The organism is Nitrobacter sp. 62-23 (assembly GCF_001897285.1).
In the GTDB taxonomy this organism is placed as follows: domain Bacteria; phylum Pseudomonadota; class Alphaproteobacteria; order Rhizobiales; family Xanthobacteraceae; genus Nitrobacter.
In genome coordinates this window covers 1-18,210 of sequence record NZ_MKSM01000002.1, presented here as the reverse complement: position 1 = coordinate 18,210, position 18,210 = coordinate 1, and the positions used below count along the sequence as shown (strand labels likewise).

General features: G+C 63.0%; 13 protein-coding genes. 5 read left to right on the top strand and 8 right to left on the bottom strand.

Annotated features, from left to right (window positions below):
• From BGO16_RS00240 to BGO16_RS00230, 3 genes are all read left to right on the top strand, one after another.
• Nucleotides 1-291 (top strand): zincin-like metallopeptidase domain-containing protein (locus tag BGO16_RS00240; RefSeq protein WP_292616045.1); only part of this gene is annotated, 291 nt, incomplete at its 5' end.
• Between the two features lie 628 nt (nt 292-919).
• The gene (locus tag BGO16_RS00235; protein WP_292616047.1) at nt 920-1,270 is read left to right on the top strand and encodes a DUF736 domain-containing protein; all 351 of its coding nucleotides are present in this window, start codon (nt 920-922) and stop codon (nt 1,268-1,270) included.
• 66 nt (nt 1,271-1,336) lie between these two features.
• Nucleotides 1,337-1,606, top strand: coding sequence for a DUF4326 domain-containing protein (locus BGO16_RS00230; RefSeq protein WP_043854908.1), 270 nt, complete (start codon nt 1,337-1,339; stop codon nt 1,604-1,606).
• Here BGO16_RS00230 and BGO16_RS00225 read toward each other — a convergent pair whose 3' ends face one another.
• Genes BGO16_RS00225 through BGO16_RS00210 form a run of 4 tightly spaced genes read right to left on the bottom strand, consistent with a single transcriptional unit; the run spans nt 1,607 to nt 3,441 of the window.
• Complete coding sequence (locus tag BGO16_RS00225; RefSeq protein WP_043854910.1) at nt 1,607-1,795, bottom strand: hypothetical protein; 189 nt, start codon at nt 1,793-1,795, stop codon at nt 1,607-1,609.
• Between the two features lie 27 nt (nt 1,796-1,822).
• Entirely contained in the window at nt 1,823-2,572 is a 750-nt protein-coding gene (locus BGO16_RS00220; RefSeq protein WP_043854907.1) for a hypothetical protein, read from the bottom strand.
• A gap of 30 nt (nt 2,573-2,602) precedes the next feature.
• Nucleotides 2,603-3,109, bottom strand: a complete 507-nt coding sequence (locus BGO16_RS00215; RefSeq protein WP_043854906.1) for a type II toxin-antitoxin system YhaV family toxin — start codon at nt 3,107-3,109, stop codon at nt 2,603-2,605.
• Nucleotides 3,106-3,441: a type II toxin-antitoxin system PrlF family antitoxin gene (locus BGO16_RS00210; RefSeq protein WP_043854905.1), complete on the bottom strand. Its 336-nt coding sequence runs from the start codon at nt 3,439-3,441 to the stop codon at nt 3,106-3,108. Before BGO16_RS00210 ends, BGO16_RS00215 begins: the two co-directional genes overlap by 4 nt.
• A 161-nt stretch (nt 3,442-3,602) precedes the next feature.
• Between BGO16_RS00210 and BGO16_RS00205 the strand changes: the two genes are divergently transcribed.
• Together BGO16_RS00205 and BGO16_RS00200 are read left to right on the top strand one after the other, a co-directional pair.
• The gene (locus tag BGO16_RS00205) at nt 3,603-5,321 is read left to right on the top strand and encodes an ATP-binding protein (RefSeq protein ID WP_292616034.1); all 1,719 of its coding nucleotides are present in this window, start codon (nt 3,603-3,605) and stop codon (nt 5,319-5,321) included.
• Nucleotides 5,308-6,720 carry a UvrD-helicase domain-containing protein gene (locus BGO16_RS00200; protein WP_043854884.1) on the top strand — a complete coding sequence of 471 codons (1,413 nt, stop codon included), beginning with the start codon at nt 5,308-5,310 and terminating at the stop codon, nt 6,718-6,720. Before BGO16_RS00205 ends, BGO16_RS00200 begins: the two co-directional genes overlap by 14 nt.
• A gap of 2 nt (nt 6,721-6,722) precedes the next feature.
• Here BGO16_RS00200 and BGO16_RS00195 read toward each other — a convergent pair whose 3' ends face one another.
• From BGO16_RS00195 to BGO16_RS00180, 4 genes are all read right to left on the bottom strand, one after another.
• A complete protein-coding gene (locus BGO16_RS00195) occupies nt 6,723-10,004 on the bottom strand; it encodes a UvrD-helicase domain-containing protein (protein ID WP_292616027.1) in 3,282 nt (1,093 codons plus the stop codon).
• A gap of 2 nt (nt 10,005-10,006) precedes the next feature.
• The gene (locus BGO16_RS00190; protein ID WP_043854992.1) at nt 10,007-12,619 is read right to left on the bottom strand and encodes a PD-(D/E)XK nuclease family protein; all 2,613 of its coding nucleotides are present in this window, start codon (nt 12,617-12,619) and stop codon (nt 10,007-10,009) included.
• A 202-nt stretch (nt 12,620-12,821) separates the two neighbouring features.
• Nucleotides 12,822-16,787 carry a hypothetical protein gene (locus tag BGO16_RS00185; protein WP_152648143.1) on the bottom strand — a complete coding sequence of 1,322 codons (3,966 nt, stop codon included), beginning with the start codon at nt 16,785-16,787 and terminating at the stop codon, nt 12,822-12,824.
• Between the two features lie 45 nt (nt 16,788-16,832).
• Entirely contained in the window at nt 16,833-18,029 is a 1,197-nt protein-coding gene (locus tag BGO16_RS00180; protein WP_292616019.1) for an RHE_PE00001 family protein, read from the bottom strand.
• Nucleotides 18,030-18,210: the final 181 nt, after the last annotated feature.

Below are 18,210 nucleotides of genomic sequence, written 5' to 3'. Positions count from 1 at the left end.
CGGGGAGATGGCGGCATGATCACCACCATCCTCAACGGGGTAAAATTTCAAAAAAGGGCTAGACTGTCAGGATATGTCGCGGAGCTTGGCGCGTGTTTCCTCAGTGCGGATCTCGGTATCGTGCCCGAACTTGAGCCGAGGCCGGACCATGCCAGCTACCTCGCATCGTGGCTCGAAGTCCTCGCCAACGACAAGCGCTTTATCTTCTCGGCAGCCGCGCATGCGCAACGCGCGGTAACCTATCTTCATGATCTTCAGCCCAAGCCGGCCGAGATCGATCAAGCGGCATGAGGCGCAATCATCCGCGGCTCGGACGCCTGCACGTCATCGTTTCGCATTTCTCGAAACCACAAAGGCCTCGCCTTGCGGCGGGACCTTTCTTGCGTGCGGCGTCGCGGCTGGCATCCGGGGGATGGCGGTGTTTGCCCTTCGCCTGATCGAGCCGCATCGGCGAGATGCGTCGGGCGGGACCGCGGGGTGTCCGAAACGCCCGTCTGTTCTTGGGTGGACGTCTTCCCGCTGGACGAATGCCTGGTGTCATCGCAATGCGAGCGCCCGGGGTCGCGGCTGAAGCCGCTGGCCGGAGAAAAGCCTGCACAACGCGTGCGAGTCTCTTTCACGAAACGTGCCCTTGCCGTTGTCGTGCGGTGTGGCGTGTCTGTCGCTCAGTCATATCCCCATCGTTCGGCCTGACGCGGCCAATGCGTCCTCGATTTGGCATGTCTAACCGAAGGCCGTCGTCGCTGCGCTCCGCCTCGATCCCAAGACCGCAACGGCCGTGCTCGGCTTTCTTCCCCTGTTCGCTGCGCGCCCATTCCTCGCGAGACAAGAAAGCCTTGCCTTGGCCGCCCTCTACTGCGTGGCGGCCCTTCGGGTGCGGTCCGATCGCCTCCGGTCAACGACCGCCATCGAGGTCGCGGTGGTCGCGGCCCGAGAAACGAAAGAGGACACGAACATGGCTACCATCGGCAACTTCACCGTCAACGGCAACGGCTTCGTGGGCAGCGTCAAGACCCTCGCCCTCGGCACCGTGAAGGCCAAGATCGTCCCGGCCGAGCGGACCTCGGACAAGGCCCCCGATTACCGGATCTTCGCGGGCACTATCGAATTCGGGGCAGCTTGGAAGAAAAAGTCCCAGGAGCAGAACCGCGATTATCTCTCGGTTAAGCTGGACGACCCGAGCTTTCCGGCTCCGATCTACGCCACGCTGGTCGAGGTGGAAGGCGAAGAAGGCCACTCGCTCATCTGGTCTCGTCCGAACCGCGACTGAGACGCCCGCGTAGAAGGTCTCGCCGCAAGGCGGGGCCTTCCCGCGTGAGCGGAAAGGAGAACGATCATGTGCAAGGTCTTGAATGCGGGCGCTGTCGGCAAGCGCACGAGTGCGACGCAGGTTTACATCGGGCACCCGAGTACATGGGGCAACCCGTTCGTTATCGGGCGCGACGGTTCTCGCGCCGAGGTCATCGCGAAATATCGCGCGTGGATCGTCGCGCAGCCCGCGCTGGTCAAAGCGCTCGACGAGCTTCGCGGCCGCGATCTCGTGTGCTGGTGCGCACCGCTCGCGTGCCATGGCGACGTGCTGGTGGACCTCGCGAACAGGCGCTGATTAACCGCGTGGCCGGTCGAGTGCCGCCAGCCGTTCGGGCATGTCGAGCAGCTTGATCGCCGCGGCGGTTATGGCCTCGGCGATTGTCGGGTAGGTCTCCTCTGAACTCATCGATGCTCCGTCGGCGAACGTCACGGTAGCTTGATAGCCATTTCCCTTTGGGGTTGCGGAGAGTTGGATACTCGCCATGCTGCGCTTCCTCCTTGGCCTCATACGTCAGCTGCCTTTTGCTTCAGCTTCGATGCCCCGCACGACGTGCGCGAGGACACGTTGACCTTCTCGAAAGACTTTCTCCCCGGGGAGCATCTGTGCACCCGCCATCGACCCCGGCGGCAGCACGAACGCTCTCGCATTCAATCCGAGCTTTCGGCCATTGTGGAACAGTTGCCACAGGGTCTCATAGAGTGCGTGGAGAAAACCGAACGCCGCTTTCATTTCGGCAACGCTGGTGTTTGCAAGAAGTTGATTGGCCAAGTCGAGATCGAAGATTTCGTTGTGAGCGAACACCTTGTCGCGGATGTCCCGATATCGCGCTTCGTAAATCACGCGTTGCGCTTTGATCTTTTTGCGAAACGCTCTCAAGTCGCTCGCTGTCGGCTCGAACGCGTCGCTAACATACGCTGCGGCCTCGTCCGTCTTCAGTCCGGCTTTCTCTTTCCTCTTCGCAAGAGCCGGTCTCGAAAAGACCGAAAGGTCTTTTGAAGCGAGCGCCATCAGGCTGTCGATATTGTGAGCGGAATTCTGGTCAAAGATGCGACCGAGCGCGATGAAGGCCGACACGAGCATGGCATGATGAGTCGTCAGCCAGAAGAGTGGCGTCGTGTTCATTGCCCTGAGAACCTCGGTGTCGGAGGCCGCCAGCTCGCGCACGGACAGATAGGCAAAAAACTGTTGTTGGGCGGTCTCTTCCTCTTTGCGGAAGATTTCCAGCTCTTGCTCGAATGCCGCCTCCGCTGTGATCGTCACCGCTTATCAGCCTTTGCGTGAGACCCAATCTTATCTGCCGCGTGTTGAGCGAGACAAACGCCGTTTGGCGTCATCGCTCGATGCTGTCGCCACGAGTTCTTTCCAGGTGTCTGGCGGATTTCCGCGGTCTAGCATCTTGCGAAACACGGCGTAGGCGTCGTTGGCGCTTTCATAGGCGCGCAGCGTCGAGTCATCATTCACCCAGGCAAGGACGATGATCTTGGAAGCCGCCGATTGCTGATAGCGAAAGAAGAGCCGGAACTGCTGCAAGAACTTCGCGCGAAACCAGTGTTTGTAGTCGTCGCCGAGCGTGCCGCCCTGTCGATAGACGTCGCGGGTCGGGTCACCTGGAATATCTTCGAACGCGACCTTCAAGACGGCCGCGAGGAGTTTTGCGGTGCGTCTCTTCTTATATCCCTTTGGGTCTTTCTTGCGCCCCTTCTCGACCGCCGCGATCATCGCCTCGAGCTGGTCGAGAAACAGCGGATGCGCAAAGATCGTCCAACCGTTGATCTCGACGGTGTCGCCGCTGCTCACGCCTCATCTTCCGGCAGAGCCGCGTCGAGATCGATCTTGACGCCCTTGACGAGGGACTTGCCGCGCGCGACCAGCGACTTCGGCACCGGCCGAATCCGCGATGGCTCGTTTGCCATGTCACGCGCCAGGAATGCGAGGAACGTGCCGATCACCGGATCGCCGTCGTCCGCCGACTTCTTCGCGATCACGACGGTGCCGTTTGCCAGCCCGCGAAACACGACTTGGTCGCGCTTGCCGAGCGCAAGCATCTTGCGGATGGCGGCGGGCACGGTCGTCTGCCCGCGGTCCGTGATGGTCGCGGGGATTTCGAGGATTTCAGCCGTCTTAGCCATAACCGGCTCCTTGCGTCGTCATGCCAACCCATGTAATGCATTTGCATTGTATGTCAAGCTCAGCCGAGTCGTCCGCAGTGACACGGAGGGTTGGACCGCGGCGGCTGGATCCACCGATTCGATGGACGCTCCCGGCGGCGAACGATCTTGGGGGAAGCGGTATGGCGCTGGTCCGTGTGGTTGAGATCGACAATTTTCGGGCCATCAAAGGCCTTCGCTGGCTGCCTGGACCAGGGATAAATTGCCTGATCGGCCCCGGCGACAGCGGGAAGTCCACGATCCTTGATGCCATCGATCTTTGCCTTGGCGCTCGCCGATCGATTTCCTTCACCGACGCCGACTTCCATGCTCTCGATTTCGGCCAAGCCGTCCGCATTGCACTGACTCTGGGCGCCCTCGATGACCCCCTGAAGAACATCGACACCTATGGCGACTTCCTGGTGGGCTTCGATGTGGCCACCGGGTTGGTGGAACCGGAACCCGGCGCAGGGCTCGAAACCGCGTTGACGCTGCAGCTCACAGTGCAGGACGATCTTGAACCCGAATGGACGCTCGTCTCCCCACGCGCTCAGGCTGCAGGTCGGACACGCAATCTCAACTGGGCTGATCGTACCCGCATCGCTCCCGCGAGGCTTGGCGTTACCGGAGATGTGCATCTGACTTGGCGACGCGGCTCAGTGCTGACCAAACTCACCGATGGCAACGCAGACGCATCAAAGGAGCTGACGCGCGCGGCTCGCGAAATGCGCGAGGCCTTCGACCAAAAAGAACTCGAAGAACTCAAGGAACCGCTCAAGATCGTCACGGCCGCCGCCGGGGATATGGGCGTACCCGTTGGAGCAGCCGTACAGGCATTGATTGATGCCGGTTCGGTCACGTTCACCGGTGGCACTATCTCGCTCCATGATGAAGAGGGGGTGCCGCTACGTGCTCTCGGTCTTGGTTCGTCGCGACTGCTGATCGCCGCCCTGCAGCGGAAGGCGGCCGAGAAGGCAACTACGTTTCTGATCGACGAGCTGGAATATGGGCTCGAGCCGCACCGGATCATCCGCCTGCTCGGTGCGCTGGGCGCGAAGGAAGAGCTGCCGCTGCTGCAGGTCTTTGCAACGAGCCATTCGCCGATTGCCGTCGCCGAACTGAGTGCCTACCAGCTCCATATCGTTCGCGAGAAAGGCGGGCGGCATATGGCCACTCGGGCGAGCGATGCGGGAAATGTACAGGGCACAATCCGCGCCCACGCCCATGCCTTGCTCGCCTCGTCGATAGTGGTGTGCGAGGGCGGAAGCGAAATCGGTCTGATGCGTGGCCTGGACCAGCATTTCACCGCGAGCGGCGAGACGTCGCTGTCCGCCTGCGGTGCGACCTTGGTCAACGGCAATGGCGACGAAACCTTCAGCCGCGCGCTCGCTTTGCAGTCGCTCGGATACCGGACCGCCATTCTGAGAGATAGCGACAAGCCCGCTCCAGCAGCGGCTGAGGCAACTTTTATGGCGGGCGGCGGCAGGGTCTTTGCATGGGGGGGCGGCCGGGCGCTCGAACAGGAGCTGTTTGCCGCGCTGCCGGACGGTCCTGTCGGCGAACTGCTCGAGCTCGCTATCGAGACGAAGGATCGCGCGTTGATCGAAGCGCATGTCAAGACAATCTCAGGAGGCACGAAGGCGCTCGGCGATCTGGAAACGGAAGCGCTGATAGACGGCCTCTCTCCCGATAGTCGCGCTCTTCTGGGGAATGCAGCAGCGCGCTTTGGATGGCTGAAGACCATCAGCACGATGGAGACGGCGGGGCGGGCCATTGTCGGCCCCGCATATGGAAATTCCGACGCCAGCCTCACCAGTGTAATGGATGGCGTTCTTGACTGGGTCGAAGATGGCAGCCGTTGAGATCGACTTGCGCTCGATAAGCCGCGGGCTGGTGATAGCACCGGCGGGCTGTGGTAAGACCCAACTCATCATCGAGGCTCTCGCGCGACATAACAGGTCGAAGCCGATCTTGGTGCTGACGCACACCAACGCCGGGGTAGCGGCGCTCCGCGGCCGCCTCGAGAGGGCTGGCGTGAAGCCGAGCTCCTACCGCGCCACGACACTGGACGGCTTCGCAATCAGATTGATCTCGACGTTTCCGCAACGCGCGGGACACGATCCCCATATCGTCAACGGTGCCCGGCCGAATTACGAAGCGATCCGCGGCTCGGCAGCGCGGCTCGTTGCGGCCGGACATCTGAACGATGTCCTCGCCGCCAGTTTCGCGCACCTGTTCGTCGACGAGTACCAAGATTGTTCGATCCGCCAGCACTCCCTCGTAACCTGGCTGGCGCAGAGCCTACCTGCCGCCGTCGTCGGAGATCCCTTTCAGTCGATATTTGGATTCGGCGGCGATCCGTTGGCGGACTGGCAGGCGGACGTCGTGTCGTTTTTTCCGATTGTGGGAGAACTCGCGACCCCTTGGCGGTGGATCAACGCGGGGGCACGCGACCTGGGAAATTGGCTGCTGGCGATAAGGCCCGATTTAGCGACAGGCAGACCAATCGATCTCCGGATGGCACCTGGCGGTGTCGAGTGGATTCAGCTCGATGGTCGGCAGGACGATACGCTGCGGCACGCTGCCGCTGCGGTAGAGGCGCCGGGCGAGACAAAGGTCCTAATTATCGGCGACAGTACGGATCCTCGTGGACAGCGTCGCTTCGCTCGGCAGGTCGAGGGAGCGGTGACGGTCGAGGCTGTTGACCTGCGCGATCTCACCGATTTCGGAGGCGCGCTCGACCTCGCTAGAGCGGACGCGCTCTCCGTCGTGGCCGATTTCGCGGAGAACTTGATGAGCGCCTTTTCCGCAGACGACCTCATGCGATCGGTCGCCGCGGCGAGCGCCGGAAAACTCGGCCGGGCTCTTTCCGACATCGAGCAGACCGCCGTTCGATTCGAAGCGTCGCGGTCGCTCGCGCAGGTCGCCGATCTCCTCGCCGCCATCAATCGAGCGGGCGGCGTCCGATGCTACCGCCCCGCGGTGCTGGCGGCCGCGCAGCGGGCTCTGCAACTTGCGGCAGGCGGGCCGTCGTTCCGAGACGCGACGGTCGCGATACGGGAACAGTCCAGGCTCATTGGCCGGCCACTTGCCAGACGCTCCGTCGGAAGCACGCTGTTGCTGAAAGGTCTCGAAGCTGACATCTCTGTGGTCCTCAATGCCGGCGTGCTCAACGCGCGCAATCTCTACGTCGCGATGACGCGCGGCTCGCGCCGGGTGCTTGTCTGCACTCCGACACCGATACTGAATCCGCCTTGGTGACGCTACGTGGGTTCGATCCAGGACACTTGGCCCGTGGTCATGTAAACGACAGCGCCCCGTTGCGCATTCGTGACGCTGAGGTAGTCGCGCAGCTGCGCTGCGTGCGCGCCGTGCGCCGCCGTGGTCGGATTCACGTCCGACTTCCAGTCGATGACGAGTGCAATGCGTTCCCCCTCGATAGCGGCCGCGTCCGCGCGCCCGGCGAGGTAGTGCGGCGGATTTGCCGCCCAGAGCGGGATTTCAGGAACAAGTAGCCCGAGGAAGGGTGCGAGTTCAGGAAGAGCCAATGTGCGCAGGGCCGTCTCCGCCATTTCGAGCGCGTCGGGTCCTCCTTCATCCCGCTCGTCGCGGACGCTCGATTCCAGTTGGACGAGCAGCTCAGCCGCGCGCGCCGCCGCCTGGCCCCGGGTCGATCCGAGCTCGCCCGTGAGGAGTTCTTCCATAAGCTTGTGCAGGATCGAACCGCGCAGCGCGCCCGCTCCATCTATCTCCGGCCACGCATGGGACGCGTCGTCGAGAACGAACGCGTCCACGATCTCGGCGCTGCGATCCGCGTCGCGCTCGCTTGGGCGGTCCCATATGATCGGCGGTGAAGCATCTGCCAACGTCTTCCGTTCGGCCGCGAAGACGATCTCGGTCTGATCATTGGCGGCGGGGTGCACAACGCCGGGGACGGGCTCAGGCAACATGTCAGCTTGGATTTCGGGAAGCTCCTTTTGCCCGAGATTCATCACCCTTGACCACGAGCGTGAAGGCGCGCCCGGCAGCTCCGGGATCACCAGCAGATCGCGTGCGCGCGTCGTCGCGACATACCAAAGCCGTTCGCGCTGCCGTGCCTCGCGAAATTCCTCCTCTTCGCGGGCTGCCGCAAGCGCAGGCGGTTCGATGCCTCCGACGATCCAGTGGATCGTGTCGTCGGATTGCCGATAGACAAACTGGTCCTGGGGTTTGAAGCGGGTCGATGAATTCACCGTTATGACGACGGGCCATTCGAGACCCTTGGCGCTGTGCATAGTGACGATCTCTACCGAGTCCTCGGATGCGTCGACCCTTCCTTCCGGATGTCGGCGCTTGCTCTGCCATCCGCGTTGGAGATCGAGCGCGAAGGCGCGGAGACCAGCGACGTTGTAAGGCCTTGCGAGTTCGACAATAGCGTCGAGGTTTGCGAGCGCACGCGCGTTCCGCTGGCCGTGCCGTGCCGCCATGACCACTCTCAAGTTCAGGCGCTCGATCGCAAAGGCGACGAGCTGCATCGGCGTGAGTTCTGCGGCAAGACGATGAAGCGCCTGAAGCTTTGCCAAGACGTCCCGTGCAAGGGGATGGCTCACCTCGTCTGACGACGTCCGCAGCTGGAAGCGCCGACGACCGTCTTGGTCGGGAGAGAGCGCCGCCGTGATATCAAGAAGATCTTCGTCGCTCAGACCGACAACCGGGCCTCGCATGAGCGCACCGAAGGCCAGCGTGTCCAGCGGGTCCGCAATCGCGCGAATAAGAACGAGGACGTCCTGAAGCTCTTGCCGGCGGAATAGCGCATGGCCCGCTTGAGAGGCCACCGCGATCCGGCGGGCTTCAAGGGCGCGCTCGTAGCGCCAAAGATCCGTGTGTGTCGGCGCGAGCAACGCGATATCGCCTGCGCGCAAGTACCGCTCGGTCCCGTCCGGTCGGCAGATCTTCAGCGCGCCGATCAGGCGTGCGCACAGCCCGGCGACGGCGGCCGCCTCCGCTTCGCGCTGTTCCTCGGCGTTCGCATCCCGCTGAACGTCGATTGTCAGTTTCGCGGCCGCCGCGAAAGGCAGTGGCGGCAACTCAAGGGTCGGCGCGAGTGGTACGAAACCCGGCTGGCCCGCTTTCTCGAGAACGCCTTGGAACACGCGATTGACGTGCGCAATAACTTCCGGGCGGGATCTGAAATTCGCAGTGACAGCAAGCAGGCAGCCATTCTTGGCCTTTGCAATGACGGACTTCGCGAGCGCGTAGGACTCCACGTCAGCGCCGCGAAAGCGATAGATCGCCTGTTTGGGGTCACCAACCAGGAACAGCGCGCCGGGGCGCAAGACCGCACTGCTCCAAGTCTCGGGCTGCGAGCGCGCGGCTATGCGGAATACGATTTCCGCCTGTACGGGGTCGGTGTCCTGAAATTCATCGACCAGCAGGTACGCGTAGCGGGCGGCGAGCCAAGCGCGAATGTCGGGATTCTCGCAGATCAGCGCTCGCGCCTGCCGCAGCAAGTCATCGAAGTCGAGAACGGCCGCCTCGCGCTTGCGCCGGTCATAAGCCTCGATCACTCCGGTTAGGTGGGTAGCCAGCTCATGCACCAAGCTTTGCGCAATGGAGCCAATCAGCGTCCGATAAGCCGCTCGAACCCTTTCGAAGTGTTCCGCTGCTTCCTGTCCGCGACGGCGCCCGTCCGCTTCGCCGAGCGCCTGTCTCCAGACGCGCATCCTGTCGTAGGGCAGCAGGTCGATACTTTTCTGCCGCATCATGCTGATGCGCGGCGGCCGAGTCAGGCGCCACAACGCGGAAAATCCCGCGTTCGCGTGGTCACCTTCGAAGAACGCAGCAAGGCGCTCGAGATCGGCGATGAGATCGGCTGTCCACGTCTCTCCAGGTCCCGCGGCATGCCAGCGGGAAAATGCGGTGACGGCGTCGGCGAAAGTGCGGTCCGGCCGAGTTGAGAAATCCGGGGCTGGCACGGTCGCGCTGCGATGCTTTCGCCGGAGGTCGGCAAGCTCCCGGACCCGCTCTACGACGCCCAGTGGATCGTCCTTCGCAAGAACAGCAACCGGACCGTCCAGTTCGTCGCCGCGCGCCAGCATCTCCTTCAGCCAAGCCGCAAGCACTTCATCAAAGAGGGCATCGGCAATGGTCTCGTCGACCACGCGCGAACCAGGGTCAAGCGCGGCGTCGATCCCGTGCGAACGAAGGATGCCTTGGCAAAAGCCGTGGATCGTCGTTGCCGTGATTTCTCCGATGCGTGGCGCTGCCGCATCGAGCTGCGCGCGCTCCGCCTTGCCTAAGGGCATCGAGAGAATCCCGGAGAGTGCAGGCGGCAGCCTTCCATGGCGGAGCTCGTCGATCGTCCAGCGTATCCGCGCCTCGAGCTCGCTCGCCGCGGGCTCGGTGAAGGTGATCGCAGCAATCTTTGTGGGATCAATTCCGGTCGCGATCATCATCGCGACCCGGGCGGCCATCAACGACGTCTTGCCGGTGCCAGCCGCGGCCTCGACCAGTATGTTGGATTCGAAATCGGTGAGTGCGCGCCTGCGGGCGTCGAGGTCGGGCACACTCACGGGCTGCTCCAAAGCTTGTCGAGTGCGCCGTTCGCCTGGGCAAACAAACGACGCTTCACACGACGGTAGGAGTCCAGGTCCGCCGGCAGGGCAATAGAGAGCGGATCGAAGAATACCGGCGCGGGCCCGGGCGCAATCTCGCCACTACGTTGCAGGCGAGCGCCCGCCGCGGTGAAAGCGACGGCCTGGTCTATGGCCTTCTCAAGCTCCTCGTTAGTCAGGCTCAGCGTGCGCGCTGGGTCGTGCTTGAGGTACGTCAGCTGCGAGCTTACGCTTCGAAGCTCAGGAAGAAGAGACCGCACTGCGAGGCCGTAGAAGACGCGCTGGAGTTCAGTACCGCGATCGAACACGACCGGCTTCTTACGCTCGGGTGCGGTCCCAACTTTGTAGTCAGTGATGACCGCCGAGCCGCGCGCTCCATCTTCGTCAAGTCGATCAATCCGTCCCCGGAAGGAAATGCCGGTCTGCCCGATTGGGACGGGCGCGAGTGTGGCCCACGGGTGAGGCCCGTCGCGTGGCTCGCCGAAGGAAAGCTCTGTCCAGGTCACGCCGCGCTGTTCGCCCAGAGCTTCTGTGAGCCCTCGCAACGCGCGCTCGCGGGCCATCGCCATTGTATGACCCCAGAGAAGGCCGGGTGGAACAGCCCTGGTGATCGGCCAGGTTTCGGCAAGGCCCGCCGCCTCTCGATCCAGAGCGCTCCCGATCTCGTCGGCGTTTCGGGGGACGCCGTCGCGCAGCACGCCACCGATGAGGGAGTGAACGAGTTCGCCGAACGCGCGATGGTCGAGCGCGAGCGGCTGAGAGTCGAGGTTTGGCTCGCGCCAGTGAAGCGCGTATTCCCAGACGAACCCCTGCGGATCGCAGAGAAGCCGATGGAGCGACGTCGTGGATTGAACTTCGGCGAGAGCCTCGACAATGAGCGGGTGGTCGGGACGGACCCGCCCGTCGTGTGCGGTGTGCTGCTCGCTGTCCCACCACGCGCGCCAGCAGGCACGACTTGCGCGTACTTGCGGGTCCTTGCCGGCGTCGGTCGCGCGGGCATAGAGACGATCACTCTCGCTGAAGGCATGCGCGGGTATCGCGCTACGTCCCACGACTTGCTCTCGGTCCTTCGGCCACAATGTACTGGCTGCCTGCAGGGAGCCCGTCGCACTCCTGTAAGCGCGTGAAAGTGTATAGTTCTGCGATTGGCCGACGATGACGTCATGCATCACCTGGTCACTTTCGGCGGCTTCCGCAGACGGCAGCCGGAGGTGTCCCAGCAGGTGTTGCGGTATCAGTGGGTTTTCGCTCGACCGTCTTGGCCACGCGTTCGCATCCAGCCCGATGAGGCGGACATGCGCGCGAGGGGCCGCTGCTAGGTGACGGGCAGGTCCCCACGCGATGGCGTTTCCGGGTTCGCGTCCGTCGGCCACGCGCAGCGCCTGCAAGGAGAGCTCGATGGCCTGTGGGGGCGCCATACGCAAAGCATCGCGCCACAAGGTGAGTGCCGGTCCCTTCAAGAGACGGCGTCCGACCACCTCCGCAGCCGCAATGCCGCGGGCCAAGTCATCCAGAACAGGCAACAATGCGCGTTCCGCGAGATCGCCGTTTGCCCGCTCGCCTCGCGCCTGCTCGAGAGCGTGCCGCCAAAGCCCCGGGCTTGTCAGCGCAGCGCTCCGCCGCAAGCCTTTGGCCCAGTCGCCGGGCAGGCTCTCTTTGGCTGGGCTACGCGGGAGCCGGGCAAACAGGAACCTTACGCGCTCTTGCGACAATCCACGTAACAGGATGTCCGCGACGGCAGCACAGGCCTGCCCTTCGCGGGTCGCCAGCGCCGGAATACCGTGTGTGAAGTGCACGGGAAGCCCTGCCTCGCGCGAGAGAACCAGAAACGCATCGTCCCACGCCGCCGGCGAGGCGGCCGAAATAGCGATCTCATCGGGAGTGGCTTTTCCACCCGTCACAAGCGCGCGCGCCCAGCGCAATGCCTCCCTCACTTCACTTCGCGGATCGGCACAGAGATCGGCGGAATCGAGCAATGCTGCACCGGAGGAGCGCGTTTCAATCTCTCCGATGAACCCGTCGCGCCGGCTGTGCTGTGACCCAATCCATCGCACGGGCACGACATCGCAGAGCGCCCGAATGAGCGGACGCCAAACCGCTTTGATATCCGGAATGTCTTGAACAGTGATGGCGCCGACCAACTTCGGCGCAAAGTGAAGTCGCTCCAGGGCTGTTTTGACCAGATCGGGAGGTGACAGCATTCCGGGCGGCAGGGCACCCCGCACGCGGCCCTCGAGCAACGTGAAGTCCCTGAGACGAGCATTTTCGGGCAATGAAGCCGGGAGCTTCATGTCCCACCAGTCTCGGAGCGCGGATAGCACAGCCACCGGCATCCCCGGCAGTTGGGAAACCTTGTCGATGTCCTCGTATCCGCCGGCCTCGAGCGCCTCCCTTATGGCCGGATACAAGATTTCTCGCGTTGCCGGTGCAATAAAGCCGCCGGCGAGTTGTGCGGCAAGAAGGGGGAGCGTCAGAATTTGGCGGCCTATAGCCCGTTCCCGCGCCGCATTAAGGCGCCGCATTCGCAACGCCAAGGGGCCATCGACAACCTCGGTATGTATCCGCATCTGGCACCCCCGCAGTTGCCGCGCAACTTTGCGGCTTATTTGTCTTCCGGGCCTGGAGCCGGGTTCGTATTCGCAGGCACTGTATCGTAGGTTCCCTCATGCCGGCATCGCGTAATCGTAGATTTCATCAAGCCGACATGGCGTAGATGGCGGCCGTTCATTTCGGAAATCTGGCGCTGAGAGGGACATGAGCTTTTCTTGGCTACCGGGCGGCCCGCTTCGGCCTACCGCTCGGCCGTGCTTTAGGCCGATTGGTCGCCCGAATAGCCGCAAGCTCCCGTTCGGCCTGTCGCAACTTCTCCAGCCCCAGGAAATGCCCGATCACCCATCGGTCGATATATTCGCGCAGATCCCATAACGCTCCATCTTCAACGAGTGCAAGCACCAAGGCCCAGTCGTTATTGCGAAAACGTGTCAGCTGCTCGAGCAGTATGCCGGTTACCCGCATAGTCTTTAACTGTGCGACGCCACCGTTCTGCCAAATGCGCAGCAGGAACGCGAGAGAAACCGAGAGATGCGACATGAGGTCGGCGTTGCGAGTGCCGATGAATGCGCTCGTCGCCCGGTAGTCAGCAAGCTCTGCGCTTGTGTCCGCTTGCATCACGCTCAACAATGTTTCGGCATCCAGAGAGAGGTGACCGTGCCGCCGCCACGCCAGCTTGACCGTAATTTCGGCTTGGCGCTTCGCGTCAATCAATGATGCTTTCCGCGCAAAGGCAAAGATCGGCTGGAGCCAAACACTCTTGACTTGAATGCCGACGGCGGCTGTGGCCGCCTGTCGATAATACATATCCTCCGACACGAGGACGTATCCCTCGCGCGCGACGTACGCCTCGTCGAGTACATCCGTCCCAAACGTCTCTGTTAGCATTGAGGCGAGTTCAGACGGTGTATCGGGAGCGACGCCAGGGATGATCTCGCAATGCTCCTCGACCTTTGCGATCTGAGCTGAGATGAAGTTCCGTCGCGCCTCTATGTCCGCGCGGGTATGCTCTTGCCGAATATACTGGCCGTCGTGCCAGGCGATCGTCATCGACCTCCCCTCACCGCCGAACTCATCCCGGTCGCGCAGCCCCCGAAGTTCATCGATACAGGATCGCGGAACCACGAGCTTTCCGAAGACCGCGAGGAGGACGTCGAATGCGTCCATCGTTGCTACCGTCCACGCCGTGTAGGTGTCGAAAACTGCACCCGCTGCACGGTGCTGCTCGACCACGTCGTGAGCAGCGTCCCGCTCCTGTGCCGTGCCGGCGCAGGTGCTGATGTCATGATCAAGCGATCGGACATAGTCGGCGAAGCTGATGGCGTCGCCCCCCAGTCGGCTCGCCACCATACCCATTGGCAAGTGTTGCAACAGATAGAGATCTGCGAGTTTACGGTTGCTCTCGGAGACCCTCTTGATCTCATTGAGGGCGGGTTGAACGTCGCCCTCTTTCATTTTCAGGGTGTAAAAGCCCTGCGCGTCGGGGAATCGCGTTTGAAAATTCCCCATGACGTCGTGGAGGGCATGCAGATATTTGTGCTTTACCTCTGCCACACGCCAGGTCGCGTCCGTGCCGAACGCGGCCTTGACGGTGAAGTCCTCGCCAACCTTTAGACCCATGGCGGCAGCTGCCAGCTGGTGTTTGGGGCTCACCAGCCCATCGGCCGGCCGGTCCAGCCCGTTCGCAATAACGAAACTTGCCGACTCACCGCGCGCACCCTCTAGCCGCACCCAGGCGTCGAGCCCAACGATCGTGGGTCGCAGCGTTTCGTGGCCATTGAGATCGAGCATCATCAGGCCAAAATAACGCAGCGCCGCCTCGGCATCGTTTTTCGCCGATTGCAACACGTCGTAAGCGAATGCCAGCGCCTGCTTACGGAGACCCTCGGCGAACATCGCCTGGGCGAGATACATTTTTTGACCGGCGGTCCCTTTGACAGCGGTGAGATCGAGGCTTTCGATAATGGGCCCGATTTCGCCGCGGCGATCCAGCCGCCGGAGCGTAGAGAAGAGTGTCAGGTAGTTCGTCAGATCTGCGCTGAGCGCAATCGCTCGACGAAGGCACGTCTCGGCATCCTTCAGCGCACCCCGGTTGTAGTGCAGCAGGCCCTCTGCATGCAGATAGAACTCGAGGCTCTTGATTGTGGGTGGCAGTCTTTCGAAAAAGCGGACCGCCCGCTGCCGGATCGGACTGTCATTCACGAGAGCCCTGGCGAGCGAGCGGAGCGCGTCATTATCGTGATCTTCTGCAACATGCCCGTGGAGCAGGTCCGCGACAATATTGGCGTCGCCGCGTCGAACTGCATGCATTGCAACCATCAGCCGTGCGGATATGTGGCTTTCCGCGGTAATCAATTGCAGAGCCGAGTGAAAAGCAGCCTCGGCGACCGCCTCCAGGCCCTCCATCCGCGCAAAGTCGGCGACAACGATGCTGGAACGCGCATCGTCGGCAACCTCTTCGGCGATCGCCGCGATCTTTACGTCAAGATCGTTCGGCCGCTGAAGCTTCAGCTCGGCCAATCGGCACGCCGTCACAACAAGCGTGCGCTCAACATCGGGAATGGTGTCGTTCTGTTCACGACCGATCCGTGCCACCTCGCTCCAGTCGCCGCGTGCGGCGTGGTAACGAAAACCGAGAATGGTCGCGTCGGGTCCAACCGGAAGACGTTTGAGGAGATCGCACGCGAGCTCATCATCATTGCCCTCGACGGCTGCCAATGCAGCCCGTTTGGCGAGCTCGACATCCTCCGGCGCTGCAGCAAGGCCCTGCCGCGCAAGTTCAAGAGCAGCGGGCAAATCGTCGAGGGCGAGGTATGCCACCACCAGGTTGCTGCAGAGTGCGGCGTCCTCTGGACGCACAACGCCTTCAGAGGAGCGAGCCGCGTCCCATTGCTCGCGTAAAACGCTGGTGGCCGCAGTGATCCGTGCTCGCTGATCGGGCGTCAGCAGGTGACCGCGCTGCACGCCCTCATTGCGCAGAATCTCATCGAGGTCCGCGTCAGCCGCGAACTGCCGCGCATGGCGATCGTCCGGATGCGCGGCGAGCGCCTGCTGCGCGGCCTCCCACCACGCCGGCATCAAGCCCTTGTGGCGGAGCACATCGACGCGACCAACCGCAACCGCAGCGGTTCGCCTCAAGTCGGCCGGTATGAGGTCGAGCGGATCCCCGATAGATGGGTCGAACCGCGCAGCTTGGACGAGGTAGCCGGCGACGCCTTCGTTCGTGGGATCGGTATTCAGTGCGTCTTGGCCGAACGCCAGCACGTCCTGCCATCGCCCTTGCAGCAGAAGCGAAAACGCCTTGTTGGCAATTGCTTTCGGCTCCGTCGGCGCGTGATCGTATGCGTCGGAGAGGAGCCGCGCTGCTTTCTCGTCATCGCCGAGGGCCAGCAAACAGGAGCCAATATTAGCCTTGATCCGGAACAGGATACGGCCGGATGCCGTGCGTTCCACGCGCGCGAGCAGACGTTCCAGCAGTGGCAACGCTGTGCGTGGTTTGCCGGAGTTAGCAAGGTCACGGTATTCGTTGATCTCTGCGTCGAGTTGCGCTTCGAGCGCAGTCGTACCGCTTGTCGAGTCGCCCGGCGCGAGGTGGATGCTTTCCAGTCTGGCAAAGCGGGCGTCGAGACGGGACAATCCGGTTTCGAAGCTAGCCTTCGTTTCTTCCTGGACGACTGCGACCTTTTCGACCTCCTCGAGAATCCGCTCGCTGAAAGCGCCGTAGTCCGGATCGAATTGCTTGCGCGCCTCAGCGCTCTCGCTGATCCGCTCCTCGAGCGTGTTCCAGCCCCAGACGTAGATCAGGATCGCGCGGCCCTTGGACTTCTGCTCAAGTGAGAGCTCGCGCACCAGTTCCTGAAATGCCACGTCGTCGGGCGCGGTCGTGATGATGAAATATTCCCGCAGGTCGGGCCGGAATGTCAGTGCTTTGCGGACTTCCTCACGAATCTCGTCCGCAGTCAGCCCATGCCCATCGCTCTTCAACTTGCACTGGATACCGACGTGATGGGCTGGGTCGCCGTTGCGAACGCCGAAGAGGTCGACGCCGTTCTGGCGCTGACCGCGACGACCGTTGCGTTGGACGTTCGGGTCACCGAGAAGACCGCGCCAAAGCACGATGGAGGCACGCTCGAATGCCTGTTCGTCGGCGGGCTTGGGGATTTGTGTGGCGGCAAGCAATGACATGTCGAATCGCACTCTAACGCCATCGTCTTTGTAGTGCGCAGATGTTCAAAGTATTCCCCACGCGCGATAGCGCCCTCGCCCCGTCGCCTCGCGGAGCCCGAGCTCCGCGACCAGATCCTGGGCGGCCCGCGGCGTGATCCGCAACTCCTTGGCGATCATGCCGGCCGAGACGATCGGCCGGGTCAGCACGTAGTCGAGGAGCGCCGGCAGCCGGGAGGTGGAGCGGCGGCCGTCGAGCTTGCGGGCCAGCAGGGTGCGGGCGGTCAGCCAGCGATCGTGATCCTTCAGGCCGGCTGCGCCTGCGGCCGTGATTGCCTCGAGCTGGATGGCAAGGCGCCCGGCGCTATCGCGCGGCGGCCGCCGCCGCTCCCGCGGAATGGCTTTGAGGCCGTCATGGAAACAGGACAGGTGCCAGCGGGTCTTGCCGCGCTCGCGCAACACGCTAGCTGCGAGCAGGCGGCCGAGCCAAGGCGTGTGCTGCAGCGGTTCGAGCGCGCTCCAAGCGTCGGCGGCAATTGCGGCAGCCAAAGCCGGTGGCAGAGTGTGGGTCTGGTCGACGACGGCGCGCCATGCGTCGAGGCGTTCGTCCTCGTCCCAGTCGAGGTCATACACAAGCGGGTCCCGTTCCGACGAGCGGCTGGTGGCAATCTCGCCGGCGAGGGTGCGGTCGGCTTTGGCGATCGCCGCGTCGACGGCTGCGAAGGCGTCGGCCAGCCGCGCGTCGGTGACAGTGAGGCGAAGCGGCTCCGCCGAGTCGGCCTCATCGCCAGCCTCATTCGCATCCAGTTCCTCGTCCGTTTCCTCGTTCCGGCCGCCGCTTCCGTCTTCTAACTCGCCCTGCCCTCCCCGGCCGCGCAGCCCGGCGAGCCCGGCGATCGACAGCGCCCAGCCCGGCTTGGCATTTGCGATTCGCCGCCGGGCGCGCAGCACTGCGTGCGCCCGGGTCAGCTCATGGGTAGGGGCGCGGACGTCCATCTCGGCGTCGTGGAGAACGAGGTCCTCAAGATGGACAAGCTCACCTTCGAACCAAAGACTGGCACAGGCGTCGGTGAAGTGGGTCCGGGCGATCCAGCCGTCACGGATCGGGCTTTTGGCCAGGCGCTCGTCGAGGCGGGCGAGCGCGTCCTCGGCGGCCGCGAGCGGCCCGGCGATCTGGGGCCAGGGCAGCGGATCCGGGATCTGGTAGCCGGAAGGCAAGGGCTTGATAACCTTAACGGGAATCGGTGCAACGGAAGCTATCATGAACATAGCTTCCGTCATAGCGGTGCCTTTTTCCGCACCTTCTCACTATCGATAACTATCCCTTATCGATAGTGTTGGACGGCACGGCGCAAATCAGCGATGTCACTTGGCCGAGATCGCTGGAATCGCCCGGAAACATGCGGTTTTTCGGCGCCGCTCACCGCAAATCGGTGGATTTCTC

Coding starts and splice junctions, on each gene's coding strand:
- BGO16_RS00205 (WP_292616034.1), top strand. CDS start 3,603: ATGGCGCTGGTCCGTGTGGTTGAGATCGACAATTTTCGGGCCATCAAA.
- BGO16_RS00200 (WP_043854884.1), top strand. CDS start 5,308: ATGGCAGCCGTTGAGATCGACTTGCGCTCGATAAGCCGCGGGCTGGTG.
- BGO16_RS00180 (WP_292616019.1), bottom strand. CDS start 18,029: ATGATAGCTTCCGTTGCACCGATTCCCGTTAAGGTTATCAAGCCCTTG.
- BGO16_RS00225 (WP_043854910.1), bottom strand. CDS start 1,795: ATGGCGAGTATCCAACTCTCCGCAACCCCAAAGGGAAATGGCTATCAA.
- BGO16_RS00190 (WP_043854992.1), bottom strand. CDS start 12,619: ATGCGGATACATACCGAGGTTGTCGATGGCCCCTTGGCGTTGCGAATG.
- BGO16_RS00230 (WP_043854908.1), top strand. CDS start 1,337: ATGTGCAAGGTCTTGAATGCGGGCGCTGTCGGCAAGCGCACGAGTGCG.
- BGO16_RS00210 (WP_043854905.1), bottom strand. CDS start 3,441: ATGGCTAAGACGGCTGAAATCCTCGAAATCCCCGCGACCATCACGGAC.
- BGO16_RS00185 (WP_152648143.1), bottom strand. CDS start 16,787: ATGTCATTGCTTGCCGCCACACAAATCCCCAAGCCCGCCGACGAACAG.